The organism is Neoroseomonas terrae, from assembly GCF_018129025.1.
Taxonomy (GTDB): domain Bacteria; phylum Pseudomonadota; class Alphaproteobacteria; order Acetobacterales; family Acetobacteraceae; genus Neoroseomonas; species Neoroseomonas terrae.
Map to the genome: position 1 here is coordinate 16,401 of NZ_JAAEDI010000024.1, position 14,454 is coordinate 30,854.

Consider the following 14,454-nt stretch of genomic DNA (forward strand, 5'->3'; position numbering starts at 1 on the left):
GTTGCCGCTGGGGCAATGCTGCCGCCGAAAGCGGACCGAGCGGGCGCTGGAAGCCCCACTCATCCTCACCGTCCGCCAGGGGGCTTTGGAGACCCCGGGGCATGGCTGAAGGCACGAAGCTCGCGCCCAACGAGGCGCGCAAGGGGGCGGTCACCGCCATCTCGATTGCGGCATTGGCGAAGGGCGCCGCTCCCGGCCTCTACGGCGCCGGCGACTCACTATACCTGCAAAAGACGGCTGCCGGCGGCGCGTCGTGGCTGTTCCGTTTCCGCTGGCATGGGCGTCGGTGCGACATGGGCCTGGGGCGCTACGATGCAAAGGGCAAGGATGGCGTGACGCTGGCTCAGGCGCGCCGGGCGGTCGATGACGCTAAGGCCTCAGTCCGCGGCGGTCGCAACCCTATCGTCGAACGCCGCGCGGCAAGGGCCGATCTCGCCGCGGAAGCGTGTTCGGGGCAGGCCAGGGGCGCCGATTCCGCGATAACGTTCCAATCGGTTGCCGAGGCGTACATTAAGCGCCACGAGCCAGGTTGGAAAAGTGCCAAGCATGGGGCGCAGTGGGCGGCGACCCTGTCGGCCTACGCTTACCCCTTGATCGGGGCAACGCATCCCGCCGAAGTGACGGTGCAAGACGTCGTAACCATCCTCAACCCAATTTGGACGAAAAAGCCCGAAACGGCGGCCAGGGTGCGCGGTCGCATCGAGGCGGTTCTGGATGCCGCTAAGGTTCAAGGTATGCGCAGCGGTGAGAATGCCGCCGCATGGAAGGGCAATCTTGCGCTGCTGATGCCAAAGCGCTCGAACGTCAGAGCGGTCGAGCACCATCCAGCCCTGCCTTGGGAGCAGGCGCCCTCGTTCATGGCTGCACTGGCCAAGAAGTCCGGAATGGCCGCCCAGGCCCTACAATTCGCTATTCTGACTGCCGCCCGGAGCGGGGAGGTGCGCGGCGCGACCTGGGGCGAGATCGACATGGCTGCCAAAATCTGGACCATTCCAGGCAAGCGGATGAAGGGCGGCAGGGAGCACCGTGTTCCCCTTGCTGCCGGGGCGACGACCATTCTCCACGGACTGCGCGCGGAATTCGCTGACGCGCCTGCCGGCGACGCTCTGCTGTTCCCCGCCCCCCGATCCCGCGGTGCGCTAAGTGACATGGCGCTCACCGTCTTACTGCGGAAAATGGAGAAGCCCGGCACCAAGGTCACTTGGACTGACGAGTCGGGGCAGACCATCACGGCTCACGGGTTTCGCAGCTCGTTCCGCGATTGGGCGGCCGAGGCAACTCATCATCCGCGGGAGGTCATTGAGCATGCTTTGGCGCATCGGTTACGTGACAAGACTGAAGCCGCGTACGCCCGACGCACGCTGCTGCAGAAGCGTGCCGTCCTTATGGCGGACTGGTCGGCGTTCCTGCTTCCCGACGCTGACTGCACTGTAGTCAGCCTCCCGGCGGGATCGGCATGATGAACCGGTCTCTATGGCACGCGGCGTGGAAGCGCGCGAAACAGTCCGATTGCGACTGTTACGAGCGCGCCATCCGCGGTGACCCCGATTTTTCGGTCCTCGGCACGAAACACATGATCCTTCAGAGCCTGATGTCGGCGCTGCGCGCGGGCGAGGTCCGGTGCTCCGGCCTGCTGCATGAAGACGCATTAGAGGCGGAGCCGGTACCGCCTCGCTGGTGGGAGAAAATGGCGTTGATCTCGGAAGACCGGGCCAAGGGCGGAGGCCGCGAAGTTACCGCGCTTCGCATCCTGGACGATGTGATCACGGCGGGGCCATCGGAACCAGCGGACGTGCCGCGAGGGCCTACTGAGCACTCGAGAAAGAATGCTGGTCCGGGGGAACCTCTCCGCGCTTATCTGGCCTCCCTTCACCCCAGCCACAAGATTCCGTCCGACCGCGCCTGTTGGCGCGTGTTGAACGGCAGCATGCCAAGGCGTTTGATGCGGAAGATGCTGGCTCACCTCCGAACGGGCAGGGGTTTCGGTCCTTGAGCGAGGGCGCGCCGCTGAGGTGCGCCGGAATGCGCCGCGCCGTGATACTTGTGGCGCGGACCCCTGAAACGCCGGGTTTCTTAGGTTTTCCATGCGCCGAACGGTGCGCCGCAAGAGCGTATCGGCGCAGTGGACGGCGCAGTCAGTATGGTAAAAATGGGGACCTCCTGAACGAGGAGGTGTCGAGTGAAGACGAAGCAGAAGGACGGCCGCAGAACCGCTGGCGCTGCCCTTCGCCCGGCGTACATGTGCATAGATGATTGGGTCGCGTTCAGCGGCACCGGTCGGACTGTCGCGTACGAACACATCACGAGTGGGAAGATCGGCTCCATCCTAGTTGGCCGACGCCGGCTGATCGATGTCGAGTCCGGGCTGGCGTTTCTCGCGTCGCTGGCGGTTGCGCCGTGCCCGGAAGGCACCACCTCGCAGCCTGGCGCGGGGCAACCGGGCGACGATGGCGGCCCACCTATGAAGCGCCCTCGCGGGCGTCCGCGGAAGTTTCCGCCCGCGGGAGAGCCGCCCGTAAAGCTGCCGCGCGGTCGTCCGCGGAAGCCGCGACCCAGCATCTTCGGCGAGCCGTGGGAGAGGGCGTCGTGAGCGCCGCGGAGAGCGTCTCCGATCTGCGAAGGCAGGTCGAGAACGCCGTCGCGCGGCACGCGCTGGCCGTAGTCGTCGCGCGCGATCCGGAGGCCGGCACCGTGCTGGTCGATGACAACGATCGGAGACGACCAATCATCGCGGTGATGGAGGGTCGCGTGGAGGCGACGCTCGGCATCACGACTGTGCAGCGGCGTTGCGCCACCGGGCGCGCCGGCCGTGAGGGCGCCGAAGGATGAGTTATCGCGAGCCCGCGGCAGAGTGCACGCTCGTGCACGGAGAACCTGCTGCGTCCGGCGATAAGGGCGATTGCACGAAAGGGATTCTCCATGAGCACCGGTCCGCTCGATAACCTAAGCTGCGACGAGCGACGCTCACGCGCTGCCTCACCCTAATCCTTCGTCGCTGGCGGAAGCCGGCAAAGCGAGAGAGCAGGGGAGGACTGATGCGATTCCTGGGGGAACGCCTCATCGTACTGCATCTCGCCTCCGGAGCGCCAGCGGCCCGTACGGAGCCGCTTCATGCAGGACAAGCTCGTCACGACCACCAACAGTGCCGAGGTTCATCACGGCACGCCGGAGCGCGCGCTGGATCTAGCCCTCGCGCTGGCGCGTTGGAACTTCGCCGTCTTTCCCCTATTCGCGGGCAAGCGCCCGGGAGCGGGTAGCCGCGGTCACCTCGATGCGAGCACTAATGCGGCGGCGATCCGCGGCCTCTGGCGCCGCTTCCCCGGTACGCTCGTAGGCTACGCGACGGGAGCGGCATCGGGCGTCGACGTGCTCGATGTGGACCTCGGCAAGCACCGGGCGGCGCGGTGGTGGTGGCATCGCTATTATGAGCACTTTGCATGTTACCGCGCCTATGTGACGCCCTCGGGTGGGCTGCACATCTGGTTGCGGCACGCGCTTGGCCTTCGATGTTCGCAGTCGAGGATCTTCACTGGCATCGACGTGCGTGCAGATGCGGGCTTCGCTGTAGCGTGGTGGCTGCATGGGTGCCCGCTCCACCAGCACGGCCGGCTCCTGCCATGGCCGTCTTGGTTGCTGTCGCAGGCGCGTCCGAGGGAACCGCTGCCGCTCCGGCCGCCTCTCAACAGGAGCCCATCGCCCGGCGCCGATGCTGATAATATTCTGAGCGCCCGAATCGCGGGGGTGCTTTCGGTGGTGTCAAAGGCGCCCGGGGGCGCGCGCAACAACACCGTTTATTGGGCGGCCTGCCGGTTTGCAGAGTTCGTTAAGGCGGGGCAGATCGGGCGCGCCGATGCCGAGCGCCTGCTGCTAGATGCGGCGCGGTCGATCGGGGTCGAGGTCGGCGAGGCACAACGCACAATCCGGTCTGCTTTCTGGCGCGGCGGCGTGTCGTGAAGGCGGCCGTTGCGCGGTTCGATTGGTCCAAGGATGATGCCCGACTGTTCCACGAGCAGGAGCAGAAGGCGCGTCGCGACCCAGCGGTGCATGTCATCCGCGATACGCCGTCGCGGTGGGTAGACGTGCCCTGGCGCGCGAGGTTCTTCTTCTCGACATTGTGCTGTTTCACGTCGTCGGTGGACCGCCCGCCCGAGAAGGGCAGGCCGGCCATCGCTGCCTGGACCTGCTTCCCCAGCATCCCGCGTTTGGTGCTCGCCAGCGGCGCCAGCAAGAATTTCGTCCGCGATGCGCGAGACGCTGCTCACAAATGGGGTCTGGTTTCGTGGGACTCGAAGGGTTGGCGCGGAACTTCTACGCTATACACGGTCCATTGGGAGGTTGCGGCCCGGTTCGCGGTCGAGGGCAAAGCTGAGCAGGACCGGCGCCTTGCGGGGGCGGCTGCGGCGGAACAGGCCAGGATGGCGAAGCGCAGACATCGCGCGCGCCGCACAACGGCGGTCGATCCTTCCGGCAGCGATCAATGGCCTGTCCCTCCCTCAGAAGGACTTCAGTCCCTCCCTCACAGGGACGGGAACCACAAAGAGGAACCGCCCAGCATTAGGGAGCACCTTCGTCCCTTTCAGGAAGGAGAGACACACTCACGCGCGCCGGTTGCGCGGCCCGGTCAAAGCCTTTTCGGTGCTCCGATACCGACCGGCAATTGCGCGACGCGCACAATCGAACCCGGTTCCGAGTCGCCCCTCGCATGGAGGGCGGCGCCATGAACGGCCCCAGCATCTCTGCGCAGATTGCACTGCCCGAGTCGGGGCGTTGAATCCTTCGCTAGGAGGTTGTGCCGCGAGCGGAGGCGGCGGGCTCGCACGCCCGTCGTGCTTGATGATGGCGCGGTCGGGCTCCGGGGGACCTTCCAATGCAACAGATCAGCATCGCGCCACCGAGGTCACGAAGGCGCTGTGGTGCCTGGGAATACCATGGCTATCTGGGCGTTTCGCGCGCGCCGCTTCGGGGGCGGAGGCACCGAAGCTGTCGGAACCAATCGTGGTGCCAAAGGAGTGCTCAATAGGGGTGTCGAGGCGCCGCCCAGTTGGGCGCGTCTAGCAGCAAATGTACCGCCAGCTCCTTCGGCTCTAGCGACAGTAGTATCTCGGCGGTCATTGGCGCGCTGGCGGGTCCTCATCCCGCGGCCGACTTCGGGCGGGCCCCTGTTTCGTAAGTTTTGCGGGCACGAATTATCGCCTTCGGGCGTGCGGTTTGGGGAAGGTTGCGGACGTCGGAGGTCCCCCCCCTCCAAGGTCGAGGCCGGGGGTTCGAATCCTTTTGCCCGCAGCGATGGGAACCCAGGGACGAAATTCTCGGGGGATCGGCCATTGTCCGGCCGTCGGCGCAAGGCGGCATTTCCCGGCCAAGTCGGGCATGGCCAAGCCTCGTAAGCGCCTCGCCGCGCAGCAGTCAGCAAAACGATGAGAGAGCGCAAAGAGGGCCGAAGATACGGGCGAAGAGGCGCTCAAGCCTGCTCCGCCCCCCTAAGCCCAGGCCAATAGTGACCATCCGGCGTCGGTCGCTTTCCAAATACCGCCTGGCCCACGCGAACGACGTTGGAACCCTCGGCAATCGCCTCCTCGAAATCGCCCGACATCCCCATCGAGAGTTCGATCACCCCCGGCTCGACCGCGTTTGCTTGATCCCGCAAGCGCCGCAACAGCGCAAAGCACGGGCGGACCTTCGCCATGTCGCTGCAAAAGACCGCCAGAGTCATGAGGCCCCGCGGCTTCAGCCTGGGGAACCGTCGAAGCTCCTCAAGGAACGGCATCAGTGAGGCCGGATCCAGGCCGTACTTGGTTGCCTCGTTCGACGTGTTCACCTGAACATAGACATCCCCGTCGAGCGCTTCGCGTTCGAGGCGCGCATTTAAGACCTCGCCAAGCGCAAGCTATCGAGCGCGTGGAAGGTGCCGGCGAAGCGGGTCAGGTACTTCACCTTGTTGGTCTGCAGATCGCCGACGATGATCCAGTCGATCGGAAGGTCCATGAGGCTCTCCCGCTTGGACGTCGCCTCCTGGATCTTGTTCTCACCGAAGGCGCGGATGCCCGCGTCATAGGCCAGCCGCAGGATGTGGGCGGGGACAGTCTTCGTGATCGGCAGCAGGCGGACGTCCGCGCGATCGCGGCCCGCGCGGGCACATGCGGTCGCGATCCGCCCCTCCACTGCCGCGAGATTGGCACGGAACGCGCGCCGCGGGTCAGGACCAATCCGATCGATGCCAGCGCCCGACAAAGCAACCTCGGCGCCTGTCACAGGGTTCAGCCACGGCTCTCGGTCGTTCAAACGTATCTCCCGGACCGCCCGATGGTGTGCTTCGTCGTGACTATCCTTCAACCGGCCGGCCGCCGTGCCAGAGCGAGGCCCACGCCAAGCGCCACCATGCCAGCGCCAGATCCTTGCCGGAGGCGCCGGATCAGCACCGGGCTGGCCTTGGCGCCGTCGCGGATCCCGCTTGCCAGGAAGGCGACAACAATGTCGGCCAGCGTGTTGAGCAGCACCGAGACGAAGCCCAGCACGACGAACTGCACTGCTACGCTGCCCTGGGACGTGTCTACGAATTGCGGGATGAATGCCAGGAAGAAGGCCGCCGTCTTTGGGTTCAGCGCCTCGACCATGACGCCTTCGCGGAATGCGCGCCGCACGCCGACAGGTGGCGCTGCCGGCCCGCCGCTCAGAACGCTCGCGGCATCGCGTCGGGCGGCCTGGAAGGTGCGGACGCCGAGCCAAACGAGATAGGCAGCCCCGATCAGCTTCAGCGCGACGAACAGCTCCGCACTTGTAAGCACGATCGCGGAGACACCAAGGCTCCCCGCCAGGACATGCGCCATTCCGCCAAGGCCGGTGCCGAAGCTCGACGCCATACCTTCCCCTCGGCCGCCGGCGAGGGTGCGGGCGGCGACATAGAAGATCCCCGGACCCGGCGTGACAGCGAGGACGAGGGCTGCGGCGAAGAAGAGAGTAAACTGCGTCAAGTCCGGCATTGTGCGAAGCCTCTGTCGCAGGGCTGATCGATGATGGAAGACGTCACGCCGCGACGGTGTCGAGCATCCGCAACGCGGCGGCAATGCGCGCGTGGGTGTCGGTCGCCAGCGGCAGGATCGGGCGGGGCGGCGTCGCGCCACAGATGCCAAGGATGTCAGCGGCGGCATACATCACCCGCAGGCTGCCGAGCTCCTTGAACACCTCCCACAAGCCTTGGAACCTTGTGTTCCAGCGTGCCACTTCGGCAGCATCTCCCGCCTGGGCAGCGCGCAGCATCCGAAGGGCCGGCACCGGCAGCAGCCCGCCGACGACACTGTACCAGGCGTCGCCGCCCGCCAGGACGGCCTCCGCCGAGTGCCAGTCGCCGCTGTAGCCGATGGCGAAGTCGTCGGGGACCTTGTCGCGCAGAGCCTGGTGCCGAGCCCGTGCTTCCGAGGGTTGCGGCGCCGGGTTCTTGACGGCAGCGATACCAGGTACCGCCGAGAGGCGCTGGACGAGCGCATCGCTGAAGGTGAAATGCGTCGTCGAGGGATTGTTGTAGATGCACAACGGCAGCTTCGTCGCCCCGGCGACCGCGACGAAATGCTGGAACACCTCCTCCTCAGTCAGCGGGGTGTAGGACACTGGCGCGAGCAGAAGGCCATCCGCGCCCGCCGCCTCCGCATCTCGCGCCAGATCCTGCGCGTCGTCGGTCCGCAGAGCGCCTACTCCGACCAGGAGAGGCACGCGCCCGCCAAGGCAGCCAGCCGCCGCTTCAACGGTGCGGCGCCGCTCGGCGCGGTTCAGATAGGCGTAGGTGCCGGTGCTGCCGAGCACGCAGATCGAATCGACCTCCGCTTCGGCGAGCCGGCGAACGAGGTGTCCGACGCCGTGCGTATCGACACAGCCATGCGGGTCAGCCGGCGTGATGGGGAAGGCAGACAGGCCGCGAAACATCGATAGGGCGTCGGACATCGACAAAGCTCCAGGGGATTTGCCGGATCGAGTCTGCGTCGCCGAGGCCAACCCTACCCGCGCGAAAGATCGGGTACGACGTCCCTCGGTTCCACTCCTCGAAACGCCTAGACCCTGCGCAAAAACTGGATCAAAAGGAACGACCGGTTTCCGACGAAAATATAGGGCCAGTTAACCATGGCACCGGACGCGTCCGCGCCCGCCCGCATCACCCTTCGCATCTGCGAGGCCATCAAGGCGCAGATTGCCTCTGGCCATCTCAGCCCTGGCGCTCGGGTTCCCTCCACCCGCGCCCTCGCGGCGGAATGGGGTGTCTCACGAACAACGGTGACCGCCGCCTACGAGCAACTGATCGCAGAAGGCTATCTGGAAGCGCGGCAAGGCGCGCGCACCCAGGTCGCGCCGGGGCTCGGTCGCATCGCGGCTCCACCGGGCCCGGCCAGCCCCCCCCAGGTGGGCAGCCGTTTGTCGGCGTATGGGGAGCGGCTCGACGCCTACGACTTGCCCGCTGTGTCCGATCGTGGCGCGAAGGTCGCCGAGTTCCGATACGGCGACCTCGCTGCCGCTGACTTCCCCAAACTGGCCTGGAAGAAGGCGGTCAGCGTCGCCCTGCTGCGCCGGCACGGGCGCCTGCGTTACGGGGATCCCAGGGGTTCGGGCCGGCTACGCGAAGCGTTGCAGGGCTATCTGTGGCGGGCTCGCGGACTTCGATGCACGCCAGACCAGATCGTCATCGTGAATGGCTCGCAGCAGGGGCTGGATCTCTGCGCACGCCTGCTGGTGGATCCGGGCGACCGCGTCCTCATGGAGGACCCGGGCTACGCCCTCGCCCGGCAGATCTTCCACGCCGTCGGCGCCGATGTCGTGCCGGTCGCTGTGGACCGAGACGGTCTACGCACGGACGCTCTACCCGCGGCGCGGCTGGCCTACACCACGCCGTCGCACCAGTTTCCGCTCGGCGGGGTGCTCTCCGCTGGGCGTCGCCGGGAACTCCTTGCATGGGCGCAGCAGGCGGGCGGCCATGTGATCGAGGATGACTACGACAGCGAGTACCGCTTCGATATCGCTCCCATCCCGCCGCTGCAGGCGTTGGATGAGACTGGGCGCGTCATCTATGTCGGCACAGTCTCGAAGACGCTCTCGCCGACTCTACGACTGGGATACCTTGTCGTGCCACCGTCGCTGTCCGTCGCCTTCGCCAGGGCGAAGCGGCTGACCGACCGTCAATCGCCCAGCCTGGAACAGGAAGCGCTCGCAGAACTAATCGAGAGCGGCGCCTATGAACGGCATGTCCGCCGCGTTCGCCGCAGGAACGGCGAACGCCGCGCCGCCTTGCTCGCGGCGCTTGCCGGGACGGTCGGCGACGCGGTGACGGTGGTGGGCGCCGATGCCGGCCTGCACGTCGTCGCCTGGCTGAATACGGTGCCGAGGGCCGATGAGGCCCAGTTCATCTCGCGCGCGCAGGCGGTCGGGCTCGGCCTGTATCCCATCTCCCCGCTCTACGCATTGGACCAGGACCGCGCGCCGTCTGACAGCGCCGGCCTGGTGATGGGCTACGCGAGCCTGGACGAGCCGGCCATCAGGCGCGGCGTGCGCCTGCTCGGCGAGCTTCTCGCCGAATTCGCCTCCGATCATGGAAGCGGGCGTCAGCACGGCTGAGACGCTACAGCCGACATCAATTTCCGACACACATACACACATCAGTTCGCCTGCCTGCGACTGGTCCAGCCGTATTGCCGTGAAGTGGCACTGTCATAAGACCGGGTTGCGGAAGATCGTCACGTCGTTCCCCGAACGTGCCAGCCCGCGCCGGAGTACGCGCCAATCTGCACGGCAAGACAGCGGAACGCTGCACTGACCTGGTCCGATCACGTTGCAGGGAATCGATCATGCCGCAGTCATATGCCCGACGTGCCCTCCTTGGCGGCTTCGGCCTCGGCCTCGCGCTGGCCACGCCGGCCAGGGCCAATGACGATGCTTATCCAACGCGCCCCGTAAGGCTCGTCGTCGGCTTTCCGCCCGGTGGGCCGACCGACGTCATAGGCCGCATGATTGCCGGCAGCCTGTCGAAGGAACTCGGCGTTCCCGTCGTCATCGAGAATCTGGGCGGCGCCGGCGGGACCATCGGCGCGACCAATGTCGTGCGCAGCGCGCCCGACGGCTATTCGCTCCTTATGAGCGTCGAGGCGTCGCAGACGCGCGCGAGGGCACTGTACCCGGCCACCCGCTATGACCAGGTCACGAGCTTCACCTTCATTCGCAAGCTCGCCGTCCAACGCAACCTGCTGGTCGTGCATCCCGGCCTGCGGATCACCTCTGTCGCGGAGCTTATTGCTTATGCCCGCGCGCATCCCGGCGAGCTGAACTTTCCCGGCACGGTCGGCGCTTCCGGGCACATCGGTGGCACGATCTTCAACCGCCTGAACAGCACCGAGATGACATTCGTCAGCTACTCGGGCGGCAGTCGCCTGATGACCGACCTGATGACCGGCACGGTGCAGGTCGGCTTCTTCAGCGAGTCGACCGTAGCGGAAATGGTCCGCGCCGGGCGCGTCCGCGCTCTGGCCGTCGCTAGCCTCCGCCGCTCGCCCGCCTTTCCCGACCTGCCGACCATCGAGGAAGCCGGTGGCGGTCGAGTGGACGCCTCGCCATGGTTCGGTTTGGTCGGTCCGGCGGGCCTGCCGCCGGCGGTAACACGTCGCCTCGTCGAGGCGGCCGATAGGATGGCCGCGAGCGATGAATTCAGGGCGCAGCTTGAGACGATTGGTGCTTCTCCCATTGCTGACTCTACCCCTGAAACCTTTCGCCGGGATGTCGAGCAGGAGAGCACGATCTGGACCGCCTGGGCCGAAGAACATCGCGCGCAGCTGCAATAGGCCGCCGCACCGGATTCCCGGCGGCAAGCAAGGACCGGATAGGTACGGATGACGTTCTTCAGCCAGTACGACGCCCAATTGACGACGCACGAACAGGAACTGGTGCAGCGTGCCCGTGACTTCTGCGCGGGCGCATTCTCCAGCGAAGTCCACGACGCCCATCTTCGCGGCGAACCCTTCGCGCGCGAATGGATCGGCAAGTGGGCCGCTCTGGGCATGTTTGGCCTGCAGTCCAGGGTCGAGGATGGCGGCCACGGCGCGTCCTTCCTGTGCAAAGTCCGTGTCGCGCAGGAGATGGCGCGGCACGGCTTTGCGGCCGCCTTCTGCCTCAACAACCTCCAAGGTCAGGCGACGCGCATCTCGAAGCAAGGCTCTGAGGAACAGCGGCGGGCGTACCTGCAGCCGCTGATGACGGGCGCCATGCTGTCGGCACCGGCGATGACGGAGCCAGGCGGTGGCAGTGATCTCGGACCGTTGGCCACGACGGCACGCCGTGTCGACAGCGGGTGGTCGATCAGCGGGACCAAGGCCTGGATCACGAACGGCTGCATCGTCGATGCCATCACCCTGCTGGCTCGCGTGGAGGAAGACGGCGCGCTGGCGACGTTCTTCGTGCCGCTTGGCGACGGGGCTACCGCCCGGCGCCGCGAGATCGTCATGCCGGGCGCGCGATCCTTCCGGCTCGCGGAGATCGAGTTGCGCGACCATCGCGTACCGGACAGTGCCCTCATGAGCCAGCCCGGCGAGGCGCTGCGCGCTGCCATGGAGGGTGTAAATGCGGCGCGGGTCCACGTGGCGGCCATGGCGGTTGCAAGTCTCCACGCCGCGCTGTGTGAAGCGACACGCTACTGCGCCAACCGCCAAGCCTTCGGCAAGCCGCTTCTCGCGCATCAGGGCCTGCAATGGGAACTCGCTGAGGTGTCGGTCCGGCTGGAAGCGGCGAATGCGCTGGTGCTCAAAGCCGCGCAGCTCGTCAATGAACGTCTGTCCGCCGTGATTGCCGCTGCGCAGTGCAAGAAGTTCGCGGTCGACACCGCCATCTGGGGCATCGATCAGTGCATCCGGGCGATGGGTGCGACCGGTGCCAGCGGCACCCACCGGCTTGGGCAGCAACTCGCCGAAGTACGGCTCGCAGCCTTTGGCGATGGGACCAATGAAATGATGCTTGATCGGATCGGCCGCGGCCTTGCGAAGGACTACGCCGACGCGGTCGGGTACGATGAACGGGGTCAGCAGCCGTGAGGAACGTCGTCGTCGAATCAGCGGCAGCGGCGCTCGCCGGGCTGCGGGACGGCCACACGGTCATGGTCGGTGGCTTCGGCGGCGCGGGCATGCCGCGCGGCATCATCACGGCCGTCGCTGAGCTCGGCCTGCGCGATCTCACGCTGATCTCGAACAACGCGGGCGCGAGTGGCGATGACCTGTCGCTCTGGTTCCGCCAAGGCATGGTGCGCCGTATCATCTGCTCCTATCCGCGCAGCGCGAAGGACTTCGGCGCGCAGTATCGCGCCGGAACGGTCGAGCTCGAGCTCGTCCCCCAGGGAACCTTGGTCGAGCGCATCCGGGCAGGCGGCGCCGGTCTCGGTGGCTTCCTCAGCCCCGTGGGTGTCGGCACGGTGTTCGAGCAGGGCAAGCAGAAGATCGCGATCGGTGGCCGCGACTATCTGCTCGAATTGCCGCTGCGGGCGGACTTCACCTTCGTGAAGGGCAAGGTGGCGGACACGCTCGGCAACCTCACCTTCAACAAGGCGGCGCGAAACCACTGCATCGTCATGACGACCGCCGCCGACACCGTGGTGGCCGAGGTGGACCGGATCGTCGAGCCGGGCGAGCTCGATCCGGAGAGCATCGTCACGCCCTGCATTTTCGTTGACCGTGTGTTTGCGAGGTCGCCCGCATGAGCCCGCTCGATCGCGACGCGCTGGCGCGCCTGGTGGCGTCGCAGCTGCCGCACAATGCCTTCGTGAACCTCGGCATCGGGGCACCGACGCGCATCGCCAACTTCGTGCCGAACGAAGCGGGTGTGATCCTGCACAGTGAGAACGGCATCCTCAACATGGGCCCGGCGCCGGCGCCGGGCCAGGAGGATTGGGACCTGATCAACGCTGGGAAATCGCCGGTCACGGTCGCCGCTGGTGGTGCCTTCTTCGATTCCTCGCTGGCCTTCGCGATGATGCGCGGCGGGCATATCGACGTGGCCGTCCTGGGCGCCTTCCAAGTCTCTTCCGGCGGCGATATCGCCAATTGGAGTACCGGCCGGAACGACGGAGAGCCGCCCGGCATTGGCGGTGCCATCGACCTGGCGGTCGGCGCCAAGACCATCTGGGTGATGATGGACCATGTCGCGCGGGATGGATCGCCGCGCATCGTCGCGGAATGCACGCTGCCGCTGACCGCCGCCGGCGTGGTGTCGCGCGTCTTCACCGGCCTCGCTATCATCGAGGTGACGCCACAGGGGCTGGAGGCCTCGGCGCTGCGGGACGGCGCGAGCCTGGAGGCGGTGCAGGCCGCCACGGGCGCACCGGTGCGCCTCGCAGGACAGGTCGCCACTATCATGGCGGATGGCACGCTGACCGGCGCACACTGACGCGCGCCGATCAGGCCGCTGTCACGCGGCGTCGAGTTCGGGCGCCACCGGCACCACGATCCGACCACGCACCTGCCCCGCCAGCAGGCTATCCGCCGCCGCGATGGCATCGGCCAGCGCGACTTCCTGCGTCAGCCCGGCGAAGTGCCGCACATCGAGGTCGCGGGCCAGGCGCGACCAAGCCTCCAACCGATCCGGCTCCGGGCACATCACGCTGTCGATGCCGGCCAGCGTCACGCCGCGCAGGATGAATGGTGCAACTGTCGTCGGCACCGCCATGCCCCCGGCCAAGCCGCAGGCGGCGACCACGCCGCGATACCGCATGGCCGCGCAGACATTCGCCAGCACCTGCCCGCCAGCGACATCAACCGCGCCCGCCCAGCGTTCCTTCGCCAGCGGCTTACCCGGCGAGGTAAAGGCTGCGCGATCCATCACCTCCGCTGCGCCAAGCCGAGTCAGGTACTCCGCCTCAGCCGGCCGGCCGGTGACTGCCACCACGCGGTAGCCAAGCTTCGCGAGGAGAGCGACGGCGACGCTTCCCACGCCACCCGCGGCGCCGGTGACCAGGACTTCGCCCGCGCTTGGCTGCACGCCGTGCCGTTCCATGGCGAGGACGCAAAGCATCGCGGTGTAGCCCGCGGTGCCGATCGTCGCCGCCTGTCGCATCGTGAACGGTGCCTGGAGCGGGACCAGCCAATCCCCCTTCACGCGCGCCTTGCCGGCGAGCCCGCCCCAATGCGTTTCCCCGACGCCCCAGCCATTCAGCACGACGCGATCGCCCGCCTTCCAGGCCGGATCGTCGGAGTGCTCGACGATTCCTGCGAAGTCGATCCCGGGCACCATCGGGAAGCTGCGGACCACAGGGCCCTTGCCGGTGATGGCAAGCGCGTCCTTGTAGTTCAGCGTCGAGAAGGCGACCCGGATGGTGACGTCACCCGGCGGGAGCTGCGCATCGTCGATCTGCGTGAGGCGGGCCTGCGATCCGTCCGCGGTCTTCTCGATGAGGATGGCGTCGTACATCGGCGGCTCCTGGTCAGACATGTGATGGCTGGGGCG

Annotated in this window: 12 protein-coding genes and 1 pseudogene; 8 read left to right on the forward strand and 5 right to left on the reverse strand. The window is 67.0% G+C overall.

Features of this window, described 5'->3' with window-relative positions; genetic code table 11:
• The first annotated feature begins 101 nt into the window (after nt 1-101).
• From GXW78_RS20590 to GXW78_RS20600, 3 genes are all read left to right on the forward strand, one after another.
• Nucleotides 102-1,460, forward strand: coding sequence for a tyrosine-type recombinase/integrase (locus tag GXW78_RS20590; RefSeq protein ID WP_211870776.1), 1,359 nt, complete (start codon nt 102-104; stop codon nt 1,458-1,460).
• A 1,126-nt stretch (nt 1,461-2,586) separates the two neighbouring features.
• Complete coding sequence (locus GXW78_RS20595; RefSeq protein ID WP_211870777.1) at nt 2,587-2,829, forward strand: hypothetical protein; 243 nt, start codon at nt 2,587-2,589, stop codon at nt 2,827-2,829.
• 282 nt (nt 2,830-3,111) lie between these two features.
• On the forward strand, nt 3,112-3,954 hold the full coding sequence (locus GXW78_RS20600) for a bifunctional DNA primase/polymerase (RefSeq protein ID WP_211870778.1): 843 nt from the start codon (nt 3,112-3,114) through the stop codon (nt 3,952-3,954).
• Nucleotides 3,955-5,461: 1,507 nt separating this feature from the next.
• Here GXW78_RS20600 and GXW78_RS28085 read toward each other — a convergent pair.
• The 4 genes and pseudogenes from GXW78_RS28085 to GXW78_RS20615 form a co-directional block, all read right to left on the reverse strand.
• Nucleotides 5,462-5,848: pseudogene (locus tag GXW78_RS28085) on the reverse strand (alanine racemase); the annotation flags it as partial.
• Nucleotides 5,849-5,865: 17 nt separating this feature from the next.
• Nucleotides 5,866-6,333: a type III PLP-dependent enzyme domain-containing protein gene (locus GXW78_RS28090; protein WP_246522470.1), complete on the reverse strand. Its 468-nt coding sequence runs from the start codon at nt 6,331-6,333 to the stop codon at nt 5,866-5,868.
• Nucleotides 6,330-6,980 carry a LysE family translocator gene (locus tag GXW78_RS20610; protein WP_211870779.1) on the reverse strand — a complete coding sequence of 217 codons (651 nt, stop codon included), beginning with the start codon at nt 6,978-6,980 and terminating at the stop codon, nt 6,330-6,332. Before GXW78_RS20610 ends, GXW78_RS28090 begins: the two co-directional genes overlap by 4 nt.
• 43 nt (nt 6,981-7,023) lie before the next feature.
• Nucleotides 7,024-7,935, reverse strand: a complete 912-nt coding sequence (locus GXW78_RS20615; RefSeq protein ID WP_211870780.1) for a dihydrodipicolinate synthase family protein — start codon at nt 7,933-7,935, stop codon at nt 7,024-7,026.
• Nucleotides 7,936-8,112: 177 nt separating this feature from the next.
• Between GXW78_RS20615 and pdxR the strand changes: the two genes are divergently transcribed.
• From pdxR to GXW78_RS20640, 5 genes are all read left to right on the forward strand, one after another.
• A complete protein-coding gene (gene pdxR / locus GXW78_RS20620; protein WP_211870781.1) occupies nt 8,113-9,594 on the forward strand; it encodes a MocR-like pyridoxine biosynthesis transcription factor PdxR in 1,482 nt (493 codons plus the stop codon).
• A 137-nt stretch (nt 9,595-9,731) separates the two neighbouring features.
• Nucleotides 9,732-10,811, forward strand: a complete 1,080-nt coding sequence (locus GXW78_RS20625; protein WP_211870782.1) for a Bug family tripartite tricarboxylate transporter substrate binding protein — start codon at nt 9,732-9,734, stop codon at nt 10,809-10,811.
• A gap of 48 nt (nt 10,812-10,859) precedes the next feature.
• A complete protein-coding gene (locus GXW78_RS20630) occupies nt 10,860-12,053 on the forward strand; it encodes an acyl-CoA dehydrogenase family protein (RefSeq protein ID WP_211870783.1) in 1,194 nt (397 codons plus the stop codon).
• On the forward strand, nt 12,050-12,712 hold the full coding sequence (locus GXW78_RS20635; RefSeq protein WP_211870784.1) for a CoA transferase subunit A: 663 nt from the start codon (nt 12,050-12,052) through the stop codon (nt 12,710-12,712). The genes GXW78_RS20630 and GXW78_RS20635 overlap by 4 nt, the downstream gene beginning before the upstream one ends.
• The gene (locus tag GXW78_RS20640; RefSeq protein WP_211870785.1) at nt 12,709-13,398 is read left to right on the forward strand and encodes a 3-oxoacid CoA-transferase subunit B; all 690 of its coding nucleotides are present in this window, start codon (nt 12,709-12,711) and stop codon (nt 13,396-13,398) included. The genes GXW78_RS20635 and GXW78_RS20640 overlap by 4 nt, the downstream gene beginning before the upstream one ends.
• Before the next feature lie 21 nt (nt 13,399-13,419).
• Here GXW78_RS20640 and acuI read toward each other — a convergent pair whose 3' ends face one another.
• Nucleotides 13,420-14,418, reverse strand: a complete 999-nt coding sequence (gene acuI / locus GXW78_RS20645) for an acrylyl-CoA reductase (NADPH) (RefSeq protein ID WP_211870786.1) — start codon at nt 14,416-14,418, stop codon at nt 13,420-13,422.
• Between the last annotated feature and the right edge of the window lie 36 nt (nt 14,419-14,454).